This window comes from Desulfobacter vibrioformis DSM 8776 (genome assembly GCF_000745975.1).
In the GTDB taxonomy this organism is placed as follows: Bacteria; Desulfobacterota; Desulfobacteria; order Desulfobacterales; family Desulfobacteraceae; genus Desulfobacter; species Desulfobacter vibrioformis.
Genome location: NZ_JQKJ01000001.1, coordinates 22,292 through 45,201 on the forward strand (window position 1 = coordinate 22,292; position 22,910 = coordinate 45,201).

The 22,910-nt window shown below is 50.9% G+C and carries 21 protein-coding genes; 16 read left to right on the forward strand and 5 right to left on the reverse strand.

The window, feature by feature from the left end; translation table 11 throughout:
* Positions 1–16 precede the first annotated feature (16 nt).
* The 3 genes from Q366_RS22260 to Q366_RS00090 all read left to right on the forward strand — a co-directional run bounded on the left by Q366_RS22260 (position 17) and on the right by Q366_RS00090 (position 1,220).
* Positions 17–148 carry a DUF6880 family protein gene (locus Q366_RS22260; protein WP_342668556.1) on the forward strand — a complete coding sequence of 44 codons (132 nt, stop codon included), beginning with the start codon at positions 17–19 and terminating at the stop codon, positions 146–148.
* A complete protein-coding gene (locus Q366_RS00085) occupies positions 145–726 on the forward strand; it encodes a plasmid pRiA4b ORF-3 family protein (RefSeq protein WP_035235197.1) in 582 nt (193 codons plus the stop codon). Before Q366_RS22260 ends, Q366_RS00085 begins: the two co-directional genes overlap by 4 nt.
* 74 nt (positions 727–800) lie before the next feature.
* Positions 801–1,220 carry a hypothetical protein gene (locus tag Q366_RS00090; protein WP_035235200.1) on the forward strand — a complete coding sequence of 140 codons (420 nt, stop codon included), beginning with the start codon at positions 801–803 and terminating at the stop codon, positions 1,218–1,220.
* A 10-nt stretch (positions 1,221–1,230) separates the two neighbouring features.
* Here Q366_RS00090 and hrpB read toward each other — a convergent pair whose 3' ends face one another.
* Positions 1,231–3,864: an ATP-dependent helicase HrpB gene (gene hrpB / locus Q366_RS00095; protein WP_051957721.1), complete on the reverse strand. Its 2,634-nt coding sequence runs from the start codon at positions 3,862–3,864 to the stop codon at positions 1,231–1,233.
* 101 nt (positions 3,865–3,965) lie between these two features.
* Between hrpB and Q366_RS00100 the strand changes: the two genes are divergently transcribed.
* Together Q366_RS00100 and Q366_RS00105 are read left to right on the forward strand one after the other, a co-directional pair.
* A complete protein-coding gene (locus Q366_RS00100; RefSeq protein WP_035235715.1) occupies positions 3,966–4,430 on the forward strand; it encodes a DUF1285 domain-containing protein in 465 nt (154 codons plus the stop codon).
* On the forward strand, positions 4,431–5,201 hold the full coding sequence (locus Q366_RS00105; protein ID WP_245619828.1) for a phytochelatin synthase family protein: 771 nt from the start codon (positions 4,431–4,433) through the stop codon (positions 5,199–5,201).
* On the opposite strand, the gene Q366_RS00110 is transcribed toward Q366_RS00105, so the two are convergent.
* The gene (locus Q366_RS00110; protein WP_245619829.1) at positions 5,198–5,722 is read right to left on the reverse strand and encodes a lysophospholipid acyltransferase family protein; all 525 of its coding nucleotides are present in this window, start codon (positions 5,720–5,722) and stop codon (positions 5,198–5,200) included. The genes Q366_RS00105 and Q366_RS00110 overlap by 4 nt on opposite strands.
* 149 nt (positions 5,723–5,871) lie before the next feature.
* On the reverse strand, positions 5,872–6,015 hold the full coding sequence (locus Q366_RS21160) for a hypothetical protein (protein WP_156968072.1): 144 nt from the start codon (positions 6,013–6,015) through the stop codon (positions 5,872–5,874).
* A gap of 278 nt (positions 6,016–6,293) precedes the next feature.
* On the opposite strand from Q366_RS21160, the gene Q366_RS00115 reads away from it, so the two are divergent.
* From Q366_RS00115 to Q366_RS00150, 8 genes are all read left to right on the forward strand, one after another.
* Positions 6,294–7,283, forward strand: coding sequence for a TRAP transporter substrate-binding protein (locus Q366_RS00115; RefSeq protein ID WP_035235208.1), 990 nt, complete (start codon positions 6,294–6,296; stop codon positions 7,281–7,283).
* A gap of 5 nt (positions 7,284–7,288) precedes the next feature.
* Positions 7,289–7,783 (forward strand): TRAP transporter small permease, encoded by a 495-nt coding sequence (locus Q366_RS00120; protein WP_035235210.1) that lies wholly within the window; start codon positions 7,289–7,291, stop codon positions 7,781–7,783.
* Entirely contained in the window at positions 7,780–9,099 is a 1,320-nt protein-coding gene (locus Q366_RS00125; RefSeq protein WP_035235213.1) for a TRAP transporter large permease, read from the forward strand. Before Q366_RS00120 ends, Q366_RS00125 begins: the two co-directional genes overlap by 4 nt.
* 12 nt (positions 9,100–9,111) lie before the next feature.
* Positions 9,112–9,723, forward strand: a complete 612-nt coding sequence (locus Q366_RS00130; protein ID WP_035235216.1) for an FmdE family protein — start codon at positions 9,112–9,114, stop codon at positions 9,721–9,723.
* Between the two features lie 11 nt (positions 9,724–9,734).
* Positions 9,735–10,232 (forward strand): molybdopterin-guanine dinucleotide biosynthesis protein B, encoded by a 498-nt coding sequence (mobB, locus tag Q366_RS00135; RefSeq protein WP_035235219.1) that lies wholly within the window; start codon positions 9,735–9,737, stop codon positions 10,230–10,232.
* A gap of 113 nt (positions 10,233–10,345) precedes the next feature.
* The gene (gene dnaN, locus Q366_RS00140) at positions 10,346–11,467 is read left to right on the forward strand and encodes a DNA polymerase III subunit beta (RefSeq protein ID WP_035235222.1); all 1,122 of its coding nucleotides are present in this window, start codon (positions 10,346–10,348) and stop codon (positions 11,465–11,467) included.
* Positions 11,464–13,878, forward strand: a complete 2,415-nt coding sequence (gene gyrB, locus Q366_RS00145) for a DNA topoisomerase (ATP-hydrolyzing) subunit B (protein ID WP_035235225.1) — start codon at positions 11,464–11,466, stop codon at positions 13,876–13,878. Before dnaN ends, gyrB begins: the two co-directional genes overlap by 4 nt.
* 29 nt (positions 13,879–13,907) lie before the next feature.
* Positions 13,908–14,441 carry a single-stranded DNA-binding protein gene (locus tag Q366_RS00150; protein WP_035235227.1) on the forward strand — a complete coding sequence of 178 codons (534 nt, stop codon included), beginning with the start codon at positions 13,908–13,910 and terminating at the stop codon, positions 14,439–14,441.
* A gap of 38 nt (positions 14,442–14,479) precedes the next feature.
* Here the strand turns inward: Q366_RS00150 and Q366_RS00155 are convergent, their stop codons facing one another.
* Positions 14,480–16,069 carry an imidazole glycerol phosphate synthase HisHF gene (locus Q366_RS00155; RefSeq protein ID WP_035235230.1) on the reverse strand — a complete coding sequence of 530 codons (1,590 nt, stop codon included), beginning with the start codon at positions 16,067–16,069 and terminating at the stop codon, positions 14,480–14,482.
* 226 nt (positions 16,070–16,295) lie between these two features.
* Here Q366_RS00155 and Q366_RS00160 point away from each other — a divergent pair, with 226 nt between their 5' ends.
* Positions 16,296–18,500: an HDOD domain-containing protein gene (locus Q366_RS00160; RefSeq protein ID WP_084691635.1), complete on the forward strand. Its 2,205-nt coding sequence runs from the start codon at positions 16,296–16,298 to the stop codon at positions 18,498–18,500.
* Positions 18,501–18,525: 25 nt separating this feature from the next.
* Here Q366_RS00160 and pncB read toward each other — a convergent pair whose 3' ends face one another.
* Positions 18,526–19,689: a nicotinate phosphoribosyltransferase gene (pncB, locus tag Q366_RS00165; protein ID WP_035235233.1), complete on the reverse strand. Its 1,164-nt coding sequence runs from the start codon at positions 19,687–19,689 to the stop codon at positions 18,526–18,528.
* Between the two features lie 86 nt (positions 19,690–19,775).
* Here pncB and pncA point away from each other — a divergent pair, with 86 nt between their 5' ends.
* Complete coding sequence (gene pncA, locus Q366_RS00170; protein ID WP_035235234.1) at positions 19,776–20,402, forward strand: bifunctional nicotinamidase/pyrazinamidase; 627 nt, start codon at positions 19,776–19,778, stop codon at positions 20,400–20,402.
* Positions 20,403–20,514: 112 nt separating this feature from the next.
* Positions 20,515–22,899 carry an EcoAI/FtnUII family type I restriction enzme subunit R gene (hsdR, locus tag Q366_RS00175; protein WP_035235236.1) on the forward strand — a complete coding sequence of 795 codons (2,385 nt, stop codon included), beginning with the start codon at positions 20,515–20,517 and terminating at the stop codon, positions 22,897–22,899.
* Positions 22,900–22,910 lie beyond the last annotated feature (11 nt).

Here is a 22,910-nt window from a genome sequence, read left to right on the forward strand (position 1 = left end):
ATAATTCCAGAAGAAGTTGGACAAGCTTGCAGTAACCGTTTCCGACTGGAAAGGTTTTGATCATCATGATATTTTTAAAGACCGGATTTATCAGAACCATGGTCGCAAACACAGCTTTTGGTCAAAATATGAGGAGAAGAAAAAATGAACCAACGATTTTATCTGCTGAAAATTCAACTGGTTGGTATAGAACCTGAAATATGGCGGCGTTTTGTCGTGCCCGCCAGCATCACGCTGGACCGGTTGCACGATGTCATTCAAATTGTCATGGGCTGGACCGACAGCCACCTTCACGAGTTCACCATCGGGAAGAAACGATACACCGAATATCCGGAATCAAAGGAAGACGGGCTTGTGTGCGGCAGGTACCGTCTTGGGGATCTGATTAAACTCAAAGGCCGCGTATTTCATTATCTGTATGATTTTGGAGACGACTGGACCCATGAGCTTGTTCTCGAAGAAAGCCGCTATTTTGATCCGGATCTGGGAACGGAGCTGGCCTGTATTGACGGCGAACGGGCCTGCCCGCCGGAAGATGTGGGTGGTGTGCCCGGTTTCTTTGAATTCTGTAAAATCCTGAAAGACCCGACTCATGAAGCGCATGACGGGTACATGGAATGGTCCGGCGGGGATTACGACAGTGAACGTTTTGATGTCAGTGGTGTTAACTGGGAGCTTATGAAATACCTTCGCTGGTCCCGGGACAGATATCAACGCTGGGGATGAGTTGAGTGAAACATGAACGTAATTCAATAAATTATTGTGGCTTCTATACAAATACATTTTTTAAGAAGGAACATATGAAACAGATATCTTCTATTATGGCAGTGTTTGCAGTGGCCGGGTTACTTGTTTTTACCTGCGGCGCCTCCCCGGGTGATGATGCAGTCGATGTTATCAAGGCGCATGCCGATGTTATGGAAAAATTTGTGGACAACCTTGAAAAGGCGACCAGTGCCCAGGATGTGGCCAAGACCATTGACGCATATACAGCCGCTATGCAGGAACTGATTCCCCGGATTCAAAGCCTGAATGAAAAATATCCTGAATACAAGAGCGGAAAGGTCCCCAAGGAACTGGAAAAAGAAGCTGAAAGGCTGGAAGATCTGGCTGCAAGGGTGTCGTCAGCCATGATGAAAACCGTGTCATACATGATGGATCCAGCGGTTCAGAAAGCCATGGAAAACATGGGCGATGAAATGTCCAAACTAGGGGAATAGTCAAGGAAACTTACCTTTGTTTTTTGGGTTTGGCTCTGGCCGTTGCCTGGGCTGTATGCGGATCTTGGGGCCAGTAATGCTTGGGATAACGTCCCATGAGATCCTTTTTCACCTCCTGGTAGGTATGTGCCCAGAAATGACCCAGGTCAGTTGTGATCTGAACTGGCCGGGATGCAGGCGACAGCAGGTGAATGGTCAGAGGCACAAGGCCTGCGGCAATCACAGGGGTGGCGGCCATGCCGAACACTTCCTGTATCCTGACCGCAAGCACCGGAGATTCCAAAGGCCCGTTTTTGTCCGCATACCGGATGGGGATGGCAGATCCGGACGGCACCCGGATATGGGTGGGGGCGTGCTGGTCCACCATCTTTAACTGGTCCCAGGTGAAAAGCGCTTTGAGGGCAGCATCCAGGTCCACGCGCTTGAGTCCGGCAGCAGAGGCCACCCCGGAAAGAAAGGGGCCAAGCCAGTCTTCCATGGCGTCTGCCAGGGCCTTATCCCCCACATCGGGCAACCGGGCAAAATCCGCACAGGCCCTGGCAAGACGTTTCAGAAAAATTACCCTGTGCCTGAAATCCATGGTTTTTTTCTGCCAGTCAAGGATCTGAAGGCCGGTTTGCCTGAGCCCCCGGATCATGGCGGATCTCACCGCTTCCGGGTCCGGTTCGGGCAAAGGGGTCTGGCTGACAACAATCCGGCCAAACAGGGTTTGCCTGACCGCCTTTACAGAACCGGTCCCCGGGTCCCACTCCACGGTGTCCCGGGTTACCAGTTTTGTTGAGAAATCATTTTCCAAATCTGCCCGGTCCAGGGCTGCAGCCAGAAAAATACGCGCATTCTTTGCCTGGCCGTCCACCTCAACAGCCACAATAAAGTCACGGGCAGACAAGGTATTGTCCGTGTCAAAAAACACACCGCTGCCTTTGGCAGTCAGAAAGGACAATGCACCGGCACTGCGCCTGACTGCCACCCGGTCCGGAAAGGCCTGGGCCAGAAGCCTTCCGGCTGCATTTACATCCATGCCCCGGTCCTGGATATTAAACAGGCCTGCAAGACGCCGGGCCTGGGCCAGGATGGATAAGGCCCGTTCCCGGTGGGGAAAAGCTTGGTTCTGGGTTTTTGATTGTGATAGTTTGGCCAGAATGTCCAGGCGCAGTACGATATCGGGATCCCGGCGTCCATGTTCAAAAGCAGCAATATCCTTTTCTTCAACCAGCGCACACAGACAGCACCCTAAAAAGCCGTGACCCATCTCTTTGGCCCGGAGAACCATATGGGCCAGCCGGGGATGGATGCCGGCAACCAGCATCTCCCGGCCATGGGCCGTGATTGCGCCTTCATGGTCCAGGGCGCCCAGGGAAACAAGCAGATCTTTTGCCGCTGCAACAGCCCGGGGGGAAGGGATGTCCAGCCACTTGAGCTCAGACGGATCACGCACCCCCCAAAGAGAGAGCTCAAGGACCAGGTGGGTCAGATCCGCGCTGAGGATTTCCGGGCGGTTGAACGGCACAAGGCCCTGGTGCACATATTGGGGCCACAGCCGGTAGCAGATGCCCGGCGCGGTGCGGCCTGCTCTGCCCCGGCGCTGGTCTGCAGATGCTTTGGACACAGGCCGGGTTTCAAGCCGGGTCATGCCCCGACCCTGTGAAAATTCAGGCTGGTTGACAAGGCCTGTATCCACCACCACCCGGATACCCTGGATGGTCAGGGATGTCTCTGCAATGGGCGTGGCCAGAACAATTTTACGGTTGCCTGGTGCTGATGGCGCAATGGCGGCTTTCTGGTCCCTGAAAGACAGGCTGCCGAATAAAGGGATGACTTTTACAGCGGGATCCTGTTTAAATGTTTCATTCAGTTTTTCAGCAAGACGCCGGATGGCCGGGGCACCGGGCAGGAATACCAGGATGTCGCCGTCATGGCAGGACACAGCCTTGACCACGGTGTTCAGGCAGGTGGGCAGAATCCCGGCCCATCCGGTCCCGGAACCGGATGAGCCCTTTTGATGATGCGGATCCACATATATGGTTTCCACAGGCCAGGTTTTGCCCTGGGATGAAATAACCGGGGCATTTCCCAAAAGCCCGGACAACGCCCGGGTATCCATGGTGGCGGACATGACGGCAATGCGCAGATCTTCGGCAAATCCTGCCGCCGCATCAAGGCCCAGGGCCAGGGCCAGATCCCCGTGGATATGGCGTTCATGAAATTCATCAAAAATAACAAGCCCCACGCCTTCCAGCCCGGGATCAGACTGCAGCCTGCGGGTAAGTATCCCCTCGGTGACAATCTGAACCCGGGTCTTTGGGCCAATACATCTTTCCATGCGGACCTGGTATCCAATACGTTGACCCGCAGCTTCCCCGAGAAGTGCAGCCATATGGGCGGCACAGGCCCGGGCCGCCAGCCGCCGGGGCTCCAGCATGATGATTTTTTTATTTTTAAGCCAGGGCCGGTTCATCAGACTTAGGGGCACAAGGGTGGTCTTTCCGGCCCCCGGCGGGGCCGCAAGCAGGGCACACCTGTTTTGTTCCAAGGCTTTGTCCATCTGCCCCAGCACCGGCACCACAGGCAAGTCTGCAATGCCGGGAATATTTCTTACCTTTTGGGGCAGCAGGGAAAGGCCATTTTCCAAACGGCGGGTCATAACAAGGTGATTCTCCATGTCATTAAAGCGGTTTGCCACTTGTATCCGGTTTTGTTTTCAGATACAAGGAAACCTTAAATCCAAAACTTGAGGCAATACCCATGGCCCAGCCCAAAAAACAGAACATCATCCCCAAAGCGCAGGCCGTTTTTTGGATGGACAGAGACGGCACCTGGCACAATGAACACGGAAAACTGGAACACCCCAAAATTATAAAATATTTCAATCAATCCATCCAAAAAGACGACCAGGGATATTTTTTATGCCAGACCTTGAATGATGTTGAAGAAAAGGTCTATTTTCCTTACGAAGATACTGCGGTTTTTGTGGTGGATCTTGTCAAGACAGACGCCGGCATTGAGTTGACCTTAAATATCCTTGACACCATTGACCTTGACCCCGGGGCCCTTTACATAAAAGAGGACGCCCTTTTTATGGAAACAGAGGTCCATCTGGTCAAATTCACCCAGAAAGCCCTGGCCCGGATGTCACCGTTTCTAACAGAGACCCCCCAGGGCCTTGCTTTGGATCTTGGCCGGACACAGACGGTTATTCGTGAAAAATAAATGAATGCTATGATGAACCTTTTCAGATTTTACATTATCCGAACTTACCTGGCGATCAGATATTTTTTTCACCGGGTGACGCGCACAGGCAGTTTTGGCCCGGGCCAGGCCAAGCATATCACTTTGTCCCCCGGATTGTCCAACGGCCAGCGTCTTCAGGCCGCCCTGGTCCGTCACCATGTAAAGCAATACCATGAATCTTCGTGTTCCGTGGCCTCGGTGGTCAGTGTGGTCAATGTGCTGAGGGAACGGTATGGATGCCCCGGCCCGGCAGTTACCCAGCAGGCTATTCTGGAAAAGGTGAGAACTGCCCACTGGAAAGAGCGCATGGGACCGGACGGTTACAAGGGGCGGCGGGGACTGCCCCTGGCAGTTCTTGCGGCAGTGGTCCGGGACAGCCTTGTGGCCTATGATGTCCCCTTTAAACGGGTTGAAATGATCCAGGGCGCCTTAACACAGGGACGGGCCGGGGAAAGGCAGCAGATTCTGGGGCACCTGGAAAATTTCCAATTTTCGGACAATTGCCTGATCATTGCCCATTTTGACCAGGGCGCTTTTATAAAGGAATTGAACATTCCTCATATTTCGCCTGTGGGTGGATTTGATCCCTCAACCGGTTGGGTCACCATTCTGGATGTTGACCCTGACCAGAAATTAGCGTACCGCATCCCGTTTAACAGATTTTACAAGGGTATCTCCACCCGGTACGCAGGCGTGTTCAGGCCTTTCGGGTATGACCGGGGCGGTGTTGTGGTCATTCACCTGGACTAACGGTGCAGGCCCGGCAGCATAATCTTTTCAAGCCGTTCACGCAGGGCTTCAAAATCTTCATTTTTTTCCCCGCAGATATGGATGGGATCTAAAAACCGCAGCCTGACCCTGGCAAAGGGTTTGGGTATCATGAACCGGTCCCAGGAATTAAAAAACCAGGCCCGGTCCGCATCGGTAAAAAAAGGGACCAGAACAGCATTGGTCTGCAATGCCATTTTTATGATGCCCGGTTTCACCTTGCCCATGGGACCGGTGGGACCGTCCAGGATGTGTGCGCCAAAGCCATGGGTGTTGAGATGCGAAATCATTTCTGCCATGGCTGCTTTGCCGCCCCTTGAGGATGAGCCCCTGGGTGTGCGCCATCCGGACCGCCGGGCCACGCCGGAAATAAGGTCGCCGTCCCGGCTTCTGGAAATCATCAGCCCCGGATTATACCGGGCATATTTTTTAAAATGTCCGATGGCCGAAAAAAACTGCTGGTGCCAGGTCACCAGAATTACCGCCTGATTTTCATTGCGCATGGCCTGCCAGTGCTTTTCATTCTCAACCTTTAAGCGGAAGGTCGCAGCATAAAGGCGTATGAAATAATATATAAAACCGATAAAGGGGCGGGTATAAATTATAAACTTAAGTTGTTTGAGCATTTTTAGGGTTTTAAGATTTTAAGGTTTTAGGGGAGGGTAATGCCCATGAAGGTATCAGACAGGAGGAAAAAGGCAAGGGGAAAAAGAATAACCCCGATGATTCTCATGCTGGGCTGATAAACGGATTTATTATTTGTTGACAGTGCAACGACCAGTAAATTATGGCCCATAAAATTTTTCTATCCGCCAGTTCAGGGCTTGAACTGACCAGGGCAAGCTAAAAAACAGCTTCAATAAAGCTTTTTTTTAAAAAATTCTTAAAAATCGCCATAGTCTTGTGTTTTTCCGAAGAGACATGGTTGACAATGCAACCAAATCCACACAGCACGCTCCCCCAATCGCGCGGGTTTTTACTTGACACCCAGTCCTGCTCGGATAGAATATGAAGGTGCTCTTAGCTTAATTATAGTTACATTGTAATCACTTTTATTTAAATGTTGGAGGTACCATGAAAAAATGGTCTGTGTTATTGGTTCTTTTACTGTGCCTGTCCTGGGCATCCCATGTTTCAGCCAAAACCACCCTTCGATACTCCAATTTTTTTCCGCCCACACATATCCAGAGCCAGCTTGCCGAAAACTGGTGCAAGGAAGTTGAAAAAAGAACCCATGGGGAAGTGGTTATTCAGTATTTCCCGGCCTCGACCCTGACAAAAGCGCCCCAGACTTACGACCAGGTGGTCCAGGGCATTGCTGATATCGGTATGACCGCTTTGGGATACTCCAGGGGCAGGTTTCCGGTGGCAGAGGCCATTGACCTGCCCATGGGATACACCTCCGGGGTCCAGGCCACGGCCGTGGCCAATGCCATGTACGAAAAATTCAAACCCGGAGAATTCAAGGACGCTCATATCCTGTTCTTTCATGCCCATGGTCCTGGCCTGATTCACACCCGGGATAAGGAAGTAAACACCCTTGAAGATTTAAAGGGTCTTAAGATCAGAAGCACAGGAACCAGCGGCCTGGTCATGGGTGCCCTGGGCGCGTCTCCGGTTGGCAAAAGCATGCGCGAATGCTACCAGATGTTGCAAAAAGGCGTGGTGGACGGCTCCTGCCACCCCGTTGAATCCAACAAAGGCTGGAAACTGGGCGAAGTGGTCCATTACATGATCCAGAATTTTTCCACCGCGTATACCACCACCTTTGGTGTATTTATGAACAAAAATCAGTGGAACAAACTCACGCCGGAACAGCAGAATGCCATTACGGAAATAAGTCGGGAGTGGGCAGGGAAACACGGAGAGGCCTGGGACGAATCCGACAAGGAGGGCATGGCGTTTTTCAAGGAAAAAGGAGGAGTTGTCATCCCCCAGTCAGAAGAAGAAGCGGCAAAATGGCGTGAGGCTGCCAAGCCGGTCATTGACAACTATGTCAAAAAAGTATCTGAAAAGGGTGTCGATGGTCAGGCTGTTGTGGATTTCATAAAAGCCAACATGTAGTATTTATGACATTGCTGAACCGTTTTTTAAATCTTGTTTCCAACCTGCTCAGATCTGCCGGGGCCTTTGCCCTGACACTGATGATGCTCATTACCGTGGCTGATGTGGCAGGCCGTTTTTTCAAACATCCCATTTTCGGATCTGTGGAGATTGTGGGTTTTTTAGCGGTTGCCGTGGCTGCCGGGGCCCTGCCCCACACCTATAAAGTCGGCGGGCATGTGGGTGTGGAGATCATCACCCGTCTTTTGCCCCGCAGGGCCCGCCTGTTGCTGGACCTGTTTACCCGGACCCTGACCTTGATTCTTTTTTCAGTGGTTGCCTGGCAGATGTTTGTTTATGCCAAAGACATGCAGCAGGCCGGCGAAGTTTCCATGAACCTGGAATTTCCGCTGCACTATATTGTCCTTGTCCTGGCAATAAGCCTTGCTTTTTTTTCAGGCACCATCCTCCAGCAGATTGTTGATACCGTCAACCAGTTAAAAAAAAGGACAACCCGATGAGCCCCGTTCTTGCAGGCATTGTCGGCGTTGCCGCCATGATCATTATGTTCATGACCCAGATGCCTGTTGCGTTTGTCATGGCTCTGGTGGGGGTTGTCGGGTTCTCATTCATGACAAGCCCGGACGCAGGGCTTGTCCTGTTATCCAGAAATATCTATGAAACCTTTGCCTCCTATGATCTGACCACCATCCCGCTGTTCATTTTCATGGGACAGCTCGGGTTCAACGCCGGCATATCCAAGCGCCTCTATTCAGCCGGGTATAAATTCCTGGGAAGTGTGCGCGGGGGCCTTGCCATGGCAACGGTAACCGCCTGTACGGCCTTTGGGGCCGTATGCGGCTCAAGTCCTGCCACCGCCGCCACCATGGCAACCGTGGGGTTGCCGGAAATGAAGCGGTTCAACTATGATGATGGTCTGGCTACGGGCTCTGTGGCCTCGGGCGGCGGCATCGGCATGATCATGCCCCCGTCCGTGGTGTTGATCATCTACGGTATTTTAACGGAGCAATCCATTGGTCAGCTTTTTGTGGCCGGTATATTTCCGGCCCTTCTTGTTACCCTGCTTTTTATCGCCGCTGTTTATATCACCTGTCTTATGGACAAAAACGCCGGGCCTGCCGGGGAAAAATTTTCCTGGGCCCAGCGGTTCAAAGCGCTTTTGGGCCTTGGAGAGACCCTGGTTATTTTTGCCCTGGTGGTGGGCGGCATTTTCTACGGCCTGTTCACTCCCTCGGAAGCGGCTTCCATAGGCGCTTTCAGTGTCCTGGTCATTGCGGTGCTCCAACGCCGCCTCACCTGGAAGGGGTTTGTGAAATCCTTAATGGAAACTTTGACCACCTCCTGCATGGTTTTAATGCTGATCACAGGGGCCGTGATTTTCGGTAAATTTCTGGCCGTCACCCGGATTCCCTTTGAGATTGCATCCTGGGTGGGCGGGCTTGATATGGCCCCGGCCCTGGTCATTGCCGTAATCATTTTTATCTATTTTCTGGGCGGCTGTTTCATGGATGCCCTGGCCTTTGTCACCCTCACGGTTCCCATATTTTTTCCGGTGGTCATGGCGCTGGGGTATGATCCCATCTGGTTTGGCATTATCATTGTCATGGTCACGGAGATGGGGGTTATTACGCCGCCTGTGGGCATCAATGTCTACGTTGTGTACGGGGTGGCCCAAAAGGTACTGTCCCATAACGTGGCCCTGGAAAAAATATTCAAGGGCATTATCCCGTTTCTGATTGCCCTGATTATCGGGATAGTCATTCTCATTGCCTTTCCCGGCATTATTTTGTTTCTGCCTCATTTAATGTACGGCTAGGATCCAATTGAATTGAAAGATTTTACGACACTGCTTGAAGGATCGGCAAAGGCCCATGGTCATCTGTGCCCGGGCCAGGTGATCGGGGTACGCATGGCCATGCTCGGATGCCGGCTCATTGGCCTGGACGAACCGTCAATACTGCCCCAGATTAAAAAAATCATTGTATATGTGGAGATGGACCGGTGTGCCACGGACGCCATCGCCTATGTCACAGGCGTGAAGCTAGGCAGAAGGTCCTTAAAATTCATTGACAACGGCATCATGGCCGCTACCTTTGTGAATCTTGAAACAGGAAAGGCGTTCAGGATCGTATCCACGGAAACAGCCCGGGATCTTGCCCCAAAGCTGATGCCCCACATTGAAGATCCAAGGCTTGCCCAACTTGAAGCCTACAAAATCATGGAAGATTCAGACCTGTTTACGATTACCCAGGTAAGCGTCAATGTCCCGGCATCGGACATGCCTGGTCCCACACGGTTTAAGGCTGTATGTTCCCGGTGCGGCATTGTGGTCAGGGATAAAAAAGAGGTTTTTAAAAACAACCGGATCCTGTGCCGGCCCTGTGCCCTGGGCACCTATTATGAGCCTGTCAGCATCCATTCTTGTGGTAAACGCATTTAAAGGGCAATCCCATGCAGACCATTGTCCAGGTCATCGGCCAGCCCGGTTCCGGCAAAACCACCCTGGTGGCGGAACTGGTGCGCTATTTTTCGGGGCAAGGCCTGTGTGTCGGCACGTTGAAGCATTCCAGCCACACCTATGAACTGGACAAGCCGGGCAAGGATTCCCATGTACACAGGCAAGCCGGGGCAAGCCCCGCCGCCATGGTCAACGCTAAGATGGCTGCCTTATATTTTCCGGCCTCTGATTTCACCTGCCCCGAAAAACTGATCCAAACCTATTATTGCCATGCAGACCTCGTTCTTATTGAAGGATGGATTTCAGGGCCCTATCCCAAAATAGAAGTCTGGCGGAAACGTGTGGGTAAAACGCCGTTGTTTACAGATGTGGAAAAGGTCTGTGCCCTGGCGTGCGACAGTGTTCCGGCAGACACAGGAAAACCATGCCCCAAAATTTTTGCCCTGGATGATATTCCGGGCCTTGCCGGTTTTATCTGCCCACCGGCCTGAACAGGCGCATAAATCAGCGTATCAAGGTGTATCGTCTCTGCCATTCCTCTTGAAAAATCAGACAGTTTATTATAGACTTAGTTGGTTTAACAGATGATAAAAAAGGATTCTAAATGAAATTTTCCTTCAATAAAAAGGATATCCTGGAAGTTCTGGCAAGAATTCAGGGTATCACGGGCAGAAAAACAAATTTAAAAATCACCTCGGATATTTTGATTACGGCGGTTGAGTCAAAGATAACCATCACGGCCAATGACCTTGAAACGGTTTTCACCGGCACCTATGAGGCCCAGGTTGAAACCCCTGGGATTCTGTCTGTCAACTCAAAAAAATTCTTTGAAATCATCAGGGAATATCCCAATGAAAATATCTGCATCAACGAGGTTGAAAACCGGTGGGTTGAGATAGGGTCCGGGGACAGTATTTACCACATCGTTTCCTCGGATTATGAAAATTTTCCTGAAACCCCTGTGATTGAAAACGTCAATTTCATAGAGATTGCAGCCCAGGATCTGAAAAAGATGGTGGGCGTCTCTTCGGTGGTGGGATTCCAGAACGAGGAAAAAAGAACCTATGTCCTGGGCTCCCTGATCGAAAAGGCCGTGGTTGAAGGAGAAGAAAAGCTGCGGATCGTTTCAACGGATTCAAGACGGCTTCATTGTTTTGATGCGCCGTTTACAGGCGTTCTTGATCTGGGGGAGTCCCGGGTGATCATTCCCAAAAAAGGGCTGGCCGAACTTGGCAAATTCATTGATTCCAATGTAGAAACCATCAAGGTGGGCGTCAAGGACAATCATTTCGTGTTCCAGCGGGCCAATGAATCCATAATGATCAAGCTGCTTGAAGGCGATTATCCGGATTACAGGCTTGTCCTTAATTTTGAGGACATGATCTCCATTGAAGTTGAACGGGTAATGTTTCTAACACTGATGAAACGGGTATCCATTCTTACCTCGGAAGATTATAAAAGCTGTATATTCAACTTTACGGAAAATAATTTGACCGTTACCATCACCAACCCAGAGATCGGCGAGTCAAAAGAGCAGCTCATGGTTGGTTTTTCAGGCGAAGATATAAAAAGCGCGTTTAACCCCAGGTATTTCATGGACGCCCTTAATCTGTTCAATGACGAAATTGTGACCTTGAACATCAAAGACAGCAAAAGCCCCTGCATCGTTAAAAGCATGAAAAACAATAACCTTATCTGCGTAATAATGTCCATCCATCTATCATGAATAAAAACCAAGGAAGTAAAGATTACGGCGCCGGCGACATCAAGGTTTTAGAAGGCCTTGAAGCTGTCCGGAAAAGACCGTCCATGTACATCGGAAACGTGGACCTTGAAGGCCTGCACCACCTGGTATATGAGGTGGTGGACAATTGTATTGATGAGGCCATGGCAGGGTACTGCGACACGGTTCTTGTCACCATCCACGAGGATATGTCCGTGAGTGTGGAGGACAACGGCAGGGGGATCCCGGTTGAAATGCACGAAACCGAGCATATACCGGCCTGCGAGGTGGTCATGACCAAGCTGCATGCCGGCGGCAAATTCGATAAAGACGCCTATAAAGTCTCCGGCGGACTGCATGGTGTCGGCATCTCTGTTGTCAATGCCCTGTCCGAGCATCTGAGCATGGATGTGTTCAAAAACGGCAAAATCTACCACCAGACCTATTCCAAAGGCCACAAACTCACTGAACTTGAAACCCTTGGTGATACGGAGAAACAGGGGACCATGATCACGTTCTCTCCGGATTTCACCATTATGAATCAAAATGAATTCAGTTATGAAACCCTGTCCCGGCGCATGCGGGAACTTGCCTTTTTGAATAAAGGGATCAGGATCGTCATCGAGGACGAACGTTCTGCCCAGAAGGATGAGTTTTATTATGAAGGCGGAATCGTCTCCTTTGTGGAATATCTGAACCGGTCCTGCACGCCCTTGCACGATCCCATCCATATTGAAGGGGATAAAAACGATGTCCAGATAGAGGTGTCCATCCAGTACAATGATACCTTTAAGGAGAAACTGTATTCTTTTGCCAATAATATCAGGACCATTGAGGGCGGAGCCCATGTATCCGGGTTTAAAGGGGCTTTGACCCGCACGGTGAATGCCTATATTTCAGGCAACACCAGTCTGCCCAAAAACATGCAGAGCATCAAAATCAGCGGCGATGACATGAGAGAGGGCCTGGCCGTTATCATCTCGGTCAAGCTTATGGAACCCCAGTTTGAAGGCCAGACCAAGACAAAACTGGGCAACAATGAGGTCAAGGGCATTGTTGAATCCCTGCTCAATGAAAAACTGGGCCAGTTCCTGGAAGAAAATCCCAATGTCGCCAAAAAAATCATCGCCAAGGGCGTGGATGCGGCCCGGGCCAGGGATGCGGCCAAACGGGCCAGGGAGCTTGCCCGTAAAAAAGGGACATTGCTTGATTCCACGTTGCCGGGCAAACTTGCCGAATGCCAGTTTGCCGATCCTGCAGAGCGTGAACTCTTCCTTGTGGAGGGCGATTCTGCAGGCGGGTCTGCCAAACAGGGGAGAGACCGGCGCTTCCAGGCCATCCTTCCATTAAAGGGTAAAATTCTCAATGTGGAAAAGGCCCGGTTCGATAAAATTCTTCGAAGCGACGAGATAAAAAATATCATTACGGTGCTGGGCACAGGCGCGGGCAGGGAAGAGTACAACATAGAGAAAATCCGCTACCATAAAGTGGTCATCATGACGGATGCGGACGTGGACGGTTCACACATCCGGACCCTGCTTCTCACCTTTTTCTACCGCCAGATGCCGGACCTGATATCAAGTGGCTATCTGTATATTGCCCAGCCCCCGCTTTTCAGGGTGGGATCAAGGAAAAACGGCACATACCTGAAAAATGAAACCGAATACGCCGATTACCTGATCCGCAGGATTTCTTTCCAGAAACAGATCGTACTCAACGGCCACGATACGCCTCTGACCGAAGATGAATTCTATGCGTTTCTGCTGAACATGACAGACTACGACAACAGCATGAACCAGCTTCACAAACGCGATTATGATACGGATCTTCTGTTTACCCTGATCAAGGAGGGGGTCAGCTCAAAACGTTTTCTGGAGGATCGAATCAGCCTGGAGACCCTGTCCATGACCTTGACGGATAAAGGATACACCCCCCATGAGATTGAATTTGACCAGGAACGCAATATCTATGAAATGGATATTCTGGATAACGCAGGGCAGACAAAGCTGCTGCGAGTGGGAAAAGAAATCCTTGGCACCGCCGACTACCAGAAGATGCGTCAGGCCTATGAAAAAATAAAAGATTTGAACCAGCCACCCTTTTCCATATCCTCAAAGGCGGCTGATGCAAAAACCGTAACGATCCTTGATGATTTAAAAGGCCTTTATGAGTTTCTCATGGCCGAAGCCAAAAAGGGGATCAACATACAGCGCTACAAAGGTCTGGGTGAGATGAATGCGGACCAGTTGTGGGAAACAACCATGAATCCTGAAAAACGGATTATGCTCAGGGTGGATATCGAAGATGCGGAAAAGGCTGATGAGATATTTACCCTGCTCATGGGCGAAGAGGTGGAGCCCCGGCGCAATTTTATCCAGAAACATGCCTTGGAAGTATCTTCCCTGGATTATTAATAAAAATCCTTAACACAGGAGAGTTGAATATGGCAGGTTTAAATAAAGTCATTCTTATCGGTAACTTGGGAAGAGATCCTGAAATCCGGTATTCCCAGCAGGGTTTGGCTGTGGTGAATTTTACCCTGGCGACCAGTGAGCAATGGACGGACAAAAACACCGGAGAGCGTCAGGAAAAAACAGAATGGCACAGGATTGTGGTCTTTGGCAAACAGGCTGAAACCTGTGAAAAATACCTGTCCAAGGGGAGACAAGTCTATATAGAAGGCCGGCTCCAGACCCGGCCCTGGGAAAAAGAGGGCCAGACACATTACACCACGGAGATTGTTGTCTCAAACTTCATGTTTCTGGGCGGTCGGGATGGCGGGAGCCAGCCGTCCGGTTCAAGCGGTGCCGGCTACCAGAGAGGCGGATATCAGAATCAGCCGGATTCCGGTGGTGGCGGTGGATATACCCCGAACCGGCCTGGGCCGCCCAATTCAGATAATTTCCAGGGGCCTGCCCAGCCCGGCATGCCGGACGGGCATGACCAATCCATTCCGGATGATGATATCCCGTTTTAAAAAAGTTTCAGCGCTGATGAGGTGCGGCTAAACAATCGTTACTTTCGCACCTCAATGCCCTGCTCGGCAAGATGCTGTTTCACTGACTGAATGGGCACTTCTTCCCTGTGGAAAATGCCCGCGGCCAATGCCGCTTCCGCTTTTGTGCATTTAAACACCTGGGAAAAATGCGCTTCACACCCGGCACCGGACGAGGCAATCACCGGGATGGTGACATTGTTGCGTACGGCATTGACCAGGTCCAGATCAAATCCGGAGTTGGTCCCGTCCTTATCTATGCAGTTGAGCAGAATTTCTCCTGCCCCCAGTTCTTCACAGGCCTTTGCCAGGGCCACCGCATCAATGTCCATGGCTTTGCGGCCTCCGTTCACCGTACACTGGTACCAGCAATATACTTCCCCGCTGGGGCCTTTTTCCCCGGATGTCACCTTGACCACATGGTGTCTGGGGGCATCTTCCGGGCAGGTAACCCATGCCCTTTTTGGATCAACGGAAATCACCACAGCCTGGGCCCCGTAAACCCTTGAGATCTCTTCAATGGCGGATTCTTTTGTTTTCTGTCCGGACTCAAGGTATGCCATGGCAATATAAACCGCATCAGATCCAATGGACACCTTGTCTGCACCGGCCCTGAAATACCGGGCCGCAACATCCAGGGACGAATAGTGCCGGCCCCGGGCATCTGTGAATTCCCGGATGCCGCCGCCAATGGTCAGGGGTACAAACACCTGCTTTGAGGTTTGTTCCAGGACCTTTAGCATGGGCATATCCTCCAGCGGGAAATCCCTGAATCCGGTTATATTTAAAAAGGTGATCTCGTCCGCGCCCTGCTCGTAATATTTTTGGGCCAACGCCACGGGTTTGCCAAGATTTCTGACGCTGCCCGCTTCCCTGACATCGTACTGGTCCCCCTTGGTGACCACTAAATCCCCATTATCGTTGGACCGGACATCCAGGCAGGCAATTACCCTTTTTGACAGGCCTTTCGACGGTATGTCCGCGGGTCCCCGGGCTTTAAGGCGGTCTGAATGGATGAAATTATCAAGCAGCTTCATGCCGGCGGTCCCGCTTTTTTCCGGATGGAACTGGGTGCCGATGACATTGCCCTGCTGCACAGCCGAGGCATAGGGGTAATCATAGGTGGTTGTCGTCAGAATTACATCGGGATTCTCGGGCACGATATGGTAGGAATGGACAAAATAAAATTTTGTATCCGGGTCCACCCCGTCAAGAAAAGGGGAATCCTGTTTGATGTGGATTCCGTTCCACCCGATGTGGGGCACGGACAGCTCTGTCCTGAAACGTTTCACCTGGCCTTTAAAAAAACCAATGCTCTCATGGGGGACCCGTTCTTCCTCACTGCCTTCAAAAAGGGCCTGCATGCCTACGCAGATGCCCAGAAACGGCCGGTCTGCGTTGAGATATTCGCGCAGGGGCGCTACAAATCCGCGTTCATGAAGGATTTCAAGCATGGCCCCGTAATTGCCCACACCGGGGAAAATCAGCCTTTCAGCTGCCAGAATATCTTCAGGTTTCTCAACCATTTTAATGCTGCCGCCCATTTTTTCCACAGCATTGATCAGGCTGCGGACATTGCCGGCCCCATAGTCTAATACGGTAATCTTCATAATTTTATTCCAGCCGCGTTGTTATTAACATGTCTTGCTCCCAAGGGAACAAAATAAGAAAGATAGCCAATTCCTTTTCAGGTGTCCAGTTCATTTTAAGGGTAAACCCAGGTTACATGCGATTGCCCTGTATCTATTCAGGTTAAACTTGATTTATCAAACCGAAACCCCTATACAAGGCAGATGGCTGAGGTTACGTTACTTGATCCATCGACATTAATATGCCATGAAAAATATTTTTGAAAAGATAAAAAGATCTGACCTGCCCCAGCTTCCCCAGGTCATACTGCAGTTGATCCGGGCCTGCGGCAGTGATAAAACCGATGTTGACGAAGTAACGCAAATTATCTGCCGGGATGCGGCCCTTACTGCAAAACTGCTTTCCATCATTTCCTCTCCCCATGTAAACCTGGCAAAACAGATTACCACCATCAAATCTGCAGTGGTGTATCTGGGACTGGATACAGTACGCAATATTGCCATTAGTTCTTCGGCCATGCAGTTTTTTAAATTTTCAAAAGTAACAGACAATTTCAACATCAACAGGTTCTGGTATCATTCGTACAAATGCGCGGTTCTGGCCCGGCGCATCGCCCTTGAAGAAAATCAGGCCAATCCGGACCAGTATTTCCTGGCAGGCCTTCTCCATGATATCGGCACCCTGGTTCTCATGGCAACCTTTCCAAAGGAATACAAGGGGATTGAAGCCAGGATAAACCAGGGACAAAATGAATTTGAGGCCCAGGCCGACATCCTCAAGATAGATGGCCCAAAGGTCAGTTCCTGGCTGTTCAACCAGTGGCACCTGAACGACATGGCATCTGATTCCGTGCAGTTTTTAAGTCAGCCCCTGGTACGCATCGCCAAAGAGTTTATCCATGTTAAGATTCTCTACATGGCCAACCTCATGGCAGATCCGGAAAGTGTCAATGTGACACAGGATGTACTTTTCCTGACAAACATGCCGGCAGCCGTGTTGAATGACATCGCGATCCGGGCTGAAAACGAAGTGCGTCAAATGGCCAAAAGCCTGAACCTTGTTCCGGATAAAAGCCGCGGGAACGCTTTTGCGCCGGAACCGGAAAATAATCTTCTGGCAGGTGATCTTAAGGACATGTCACTGTTTTTCGGTACACTTGACAATCTGCTCCGGGCAAGGGATGTGGCAACGGTGCTTAAGACGGTCCAGCGGGGACTGGAAATCATTTTTCATATTCCCCGGATCTTTTTCTTTCTTCCGGACAGGGGAACGGGGCTGCTCACCGGAACCTGCGCAAAAGAGGACCGCCATTACAACATTGTCACAGGCATGGCCCTTGCCATGAACAACAATGACAGTCTGGTTGTAAAATCGGTCAATACAGGCAAAATCACGACCAGCCTGGGCCAAGAAACTCCGGCCGCATCCGATACCCAGATTATCCGCTTTCTTGAAACACCGGCCCTTTATGCCATTCCCATTCCCGGACACAATGGCTGTTCGGGCGCCATGGTTCTGGGGGTGGACAGCGATCTTGTCCAAACCCTGGACAAAAACAAAACCCTGCTGGAACTTTTTTCACGTCAGGCAGGTACCTGTCTTGAAAATTTTGATTTCCGTAAGGCATATGCCAGGGATATCAGTGATAAAAAAATGGAAGCATATGCAATCCTGACAGACAAGGTTGTACATGAGATCAACAACCCTGTTGCCATCATTAAAAATTACCTTGAAACCTTGACGCTCAAACTGCCGGAAAAGCACCCGGCCCAGGAAGAACTCACCGTTGTCAAAGAAGAAATGAGCAGGGTTGCATCCCTGCTTGAAGGGCTGACTTCGTTTTCAAAACCCAGGGTGGGTGGGGGTATGGAATCCATTGATCTCAATCAAATGTGCCGTCGCGTGCTGTTGGTGTTGAATAAATCCATTCTTCTGCCCAGACAGATCCGGATTCAAACTGATCTGGATGACGCCATGCCCAAGGCCACCCTGGACAGCAACGGATTGAAACAGGTGATTATCAATCTGGTTAAAAACGCTGCCGAGGCCCTTGAAAAAGGAGATGAAATCCGATTTAAAACAAGGTTTGTTCCCGGCTCAGCCAAGGTGTTGATAGATGAAAAAAGAACGCTTCCCGGTTTGGCGGAAATCACTGTCCAGGATAACGGCCCGGGCATCCCTGCACATATTATGGAACGGCTTTTTGAGCCCTATAATTCAAGTAAGGGCAAGTCTGCCAATTCAGGGCTGGGGCTTTCCATTGTTCATTCCATTGTCAGGGAAATGCAGGGCCGCATTACCTGCGACAACTGCCAGGGCAAGGGGGCTTGTTTCACCATCCTCATTGCCCTGACTCCCGATGCGGCCATCCCGGGGATGAGGTCATGTCATGATAAAAACCGGGCAGATTATGATACAGGAAGGCCCCGGATACGTTATCCTGGACTTTGAAACCTGGCTGGCAGAGCGGGAAAAATCAAAGGCCAAGGGCTTTTCGGCAGTATAGCAATTCTTCGGGATCACCGGTATGTTTGCCCGGATCATCGGACAATTTGACCGTGGGCCGGCCTTCCATGCCGGGTTCAGGCTCTACCCAGGATAATTTGATCACAATATTCAACGGGTCAACGCCCACATCATTGGTCAGATTTGTGCCGATCCCGTAAGAGTCCTTGACCTGTCCCCGGCAGACCTTATGAATGTTTATTGCCCGTTCCACATCCAGGCCGTCTGAAAACACAATGGCCTTGGCTGCCGGGTCAATACCCTTTTTCCGGTAATGGCTGATCATGTTCCGGGTAAAGATTTCAGGGTCTCCGGAATCGTGGCGGACCCCGGAAAACCGGCCGGCCCGGTCCCTGGTAAAAGCCTTTAAAAAAATTTTCGTGGTAAAGGTATCGGTCAACGCAATACCCAGCACATCGGGGTAGACCTTAAGCCAGGCATCCATGGCAGCGGCATTGGCCCTGGCATAGTCGGTCAGGGCCGAATGGAACATAATCCATTCATGGGCCAGGGTTCCCACCGGGACAAGCCCGTAAATTCTGGCAAAATGCACATTGGAGGTACCGGCCAGGCCGTGGTGGTCCAGGTCCAGAACATCCTCTAAAAAATGGGCGTGGTTGGCTGATGAAAACCGCCGCCGGGTGCCGAATTCCACAAAAGTCAGACCCGCATCGGACATCAGTTTCACCTTGGTCTGGTTGCGCTCCCGGATGGCCTGCCTGGATAAAATGTCAGGTGCAGTAACCTTGAAATAGGTTTCGGAAATCACGGCCATCAGCGGCACTTCCCATAAAATGGTCCGGCTCCACGGCCCTGCAACCCTGACCGAAAGCGTATGTCCCTGCTGGGAGATTTCCACCTGGTCCGGGTCATAACGGTATGAAGACAGATAATCCAGGTATGGTTTTGTAAAATAGGGGCAGGCCTTTTCCAGCCACCCTCTTTCATCACGGGTCAAGCCTAAGCCTGCCATCCGTGCCACCCGGTTCTTAATCAATACGTCAAAGCCTGCAGGGAAGGGGGTGTGGCTCCGGTTCGTCAGTTCATACCTGACCCGGGCCTTGGGATACAGCCGGCACACGGCCTGCTGCATGGTGAATTTATACAGATCATTGTCAAGTATGGTTTCAATCATGGGGGTAAACTATTCTAAAAAAATTTTGTATATGAAGTCTAAAAGGATTATTTTAGGGTATAATTTTCAAAAAGGACAGATACTTTATGCAGATACATACAAAACAAGACCATACAGCCGTGATTGTAACGGATATCCAGGCCGATTTTACCCAGGCCATGCAAGGCAGCCTGGCCGTTGACGGCGCTGACCGGGAATATCTTGATGCGGCAGAACGCGAAACCCGCCGGCTCAAGGCCCTTGGTTACCCGGTATATGCCACCCAGGACTGGCACCCGGCAAACCATATTTCCTTTTTTTCCAACCACGACAATGCCAAACCCTATGATGTCATTGAAATTGAGGGCCGCCAACAGATATTATGGCCTCCCCATTGTGTCCAGGACAGCCCCAATGCCCGGATTCTGATGGATGAAACCCTTTTTACGGCCATTGTAAAAAAAGGCATGGATCCGGCCTTTGACTCCTATTCCGGTTTTTTTGATGACGGAAAAAAAGAGACCGGCCTGGCAGATATCCTTAAAAACGCAGGCATAAAAAAGCTTATCATCTACGGATTGACCACAGATTATTGCGTCAGGGCCACGGTCATGGATGCGATAATGCTCGGGTTTGACGTGATATTGATCAAAGACCTGTGCCGGGGCGTTGCCCCGGAAAGCACGGCAGCGGCGTTGGAAGAGATGAAAGCCGCGGGTGTCGATATCTGCTGAAAACAAATTTTTGTCAGGCTGGCAGATGTTATATTTTGTGGTGATTGATAACATGACCCGACAGACATGAGGTGATGAGCGTGGGAACAAAAAAAGCAGGAAGCTTTGGCTGATGAATAAGCAACAACTCTCCGAGCGCGATATTTGCACCAAATTCATCACCCCGGCCTTGGCCCGGGCCGGCTGGGATATAGCAACCCAGGTCAGAGAAGAATACCCCCTCACAATGGGGCGTATCATCGTGCGTGGCAAGCTGCATACCCGGGCCAGGCACAAACGCGCCGACTATGTCCTTTTCTACAAGCCCAATATTCCCATTGCCGTTATCGAAGCCAAGGACAATAACCATTCCATAGGTGATGGCATGCAACAGGCTCTTGGCTACGCCGATATGTTGCAGGTGCCGTTTATATTCAGTTCAAACGGTGATGGCTTTCTGTTCCACAACAAAATTGCCATGGACGGCATTGTCGAGCGTGAGATTGCACGCCACGAATTTCCATCTGCGGAAACATTGTGGCAGTTGTGGGCGCAACACCGTGGGCTGAACGACCGGCAGAATGCGTTGATCCAGCAGGACTATTACAGCGGCGGAAGCGGCAAAACGCCTCGTTATTACCAGCTACTTGCCATAAATAAAACCATCGAGGCCATTGCACAGGGTCAAAATCGTATTCTGCTGGTGATGGCAACCGGCACCGGCAAAACTTACACTGCCTTTCAAATCATCTGGCGCTTATGGAAGTCCAGGGCAAAAAAACGAATCCTCTTCCTTGCAGACCGCAATATTCTGGTCGATCAAACAATGACCAACGACTTTAAACCCTTTGGTTCAGCCATGACCAAAATACACAAGCGGCAGGCCGATAAATCCTACGAGGTTTACCTTTCCCTCTACCAGGCCGTGACCGGTAATGAGGAGGAGAAAAATATTTATAAGCAGTTCAGCCCCGACTTTTTCGATCTCATCATCATTGATGAATGTCACAGGGGCAGCGCTGCCGCCGATTCTGCCTGGCGTGAAATCCTCGAATATTTCACCTCCGCCACCCAGATCGGTCTGACCGCTACCCCCAGGGAGACCAAAGAAGTCTCCAATATCGATTACTTTGGCGACCCCATCTATACCTACAGCCTCCGGCAGGGAATCAACGACGGATTTCTGGCACCCTACAAAGTCGTGCGCATAGACATAGACAAAGACCTGACCGGGTGGCGGCCTGACAAAGGCATGGTTGACAAGTACGGCAACGAGATAGAGGATCGCATTTACAACCAGAAGGATTTTGACAAGACTCTGGTCCTGGAAACCCGCAGCCAATTGGTTGCTGAAAAGATCACCGAGTTCCTCAGGCAGACCAACCGCTTCGACAAAGCCATCGTTTTTTGCGAGAACATTGATCATGCCGAGCGCATGCGTAAGGCCCTGGTGAATGAAAACGCCGATCTGGTAGCACAGAACAGCAGGTACGTCATGCGCATTACCGGTGATAACGAGGAGGGCAAGGCCGAGCTCGATAACTTTATTTTTCCGGAGAGCAGATACCCGGTCATTGCGACCACTTCCAAACTGATGACCACAGGTGTTGATGCGCAGACCTGTAAACTCATCGTGCTCGACCAGCGCATCCAGTCTATGACCGAGTTCAAACAGATCATCGGGCGCGGTACCCGTATTAATGAAGATTACGGCAAGTATTATTTCACCATCATTGATTTCAAAAAAGCCACCGAACTGTTTGCCGACCCGGATTTCGACGGTGATCCAGTGCAGATCTACGAACCCCAGGGACATGAATCACCGGTGCCGCCGGATGTTCCCGGGGAAGACGAAAGTGGCGGTGACACCACCTACCCGGACCCCGGAGAAGGCCAGGACTGGGCCGGCGTTGCCGAACCAGACCCAGGGGAAGAGGGCGGCGGCGTGCGCCGTTACGTGGTGGCCAATGTAGCGGTTAAGGTTGCCGCCGAGCGGGTTCAATACTTTGATGAGAACGGAAAATTGATCACCGAATCCCTCAAAGATTACACCCGAAAGGCCCTGAGCAAAGAATATGCGTCTCTTGATGATTTTCTTGGCCGGTGGGGCAGCAGTGACAAAAAGCAGGCCATTATCGACGAACTCTCAGAACAGGGCGTGTTCTTCGAAGCCCTTGCCGATGAGATCGGGCGACAATCCGGGAAACAATTCGACCCCTTTGACCTGGTCTGCCATGTTGCCTGGGATATGCCGCCTCTTACCCGAAAGGAACGGGCGGAACAGGTGAAAAAACGTAACTACTTCACCAGGTATGGGGAACAAGCGCGCCGTGTTTTGGATGCATTGCTTGACAAATATGCCGATGAAGGCGTGGCCCATATCGAAGAGACGCAGATTCTCACCATTGCCCCGTTTACCCAATTCGGCACCCCATTGGAAATCATCCGCGCCTTTGGCGGGCTTGATCAGTATCAGCAAGCGATTAACGAACTGGAACAGGCGCTATACAGCGCCTGAAAAAAAGAACT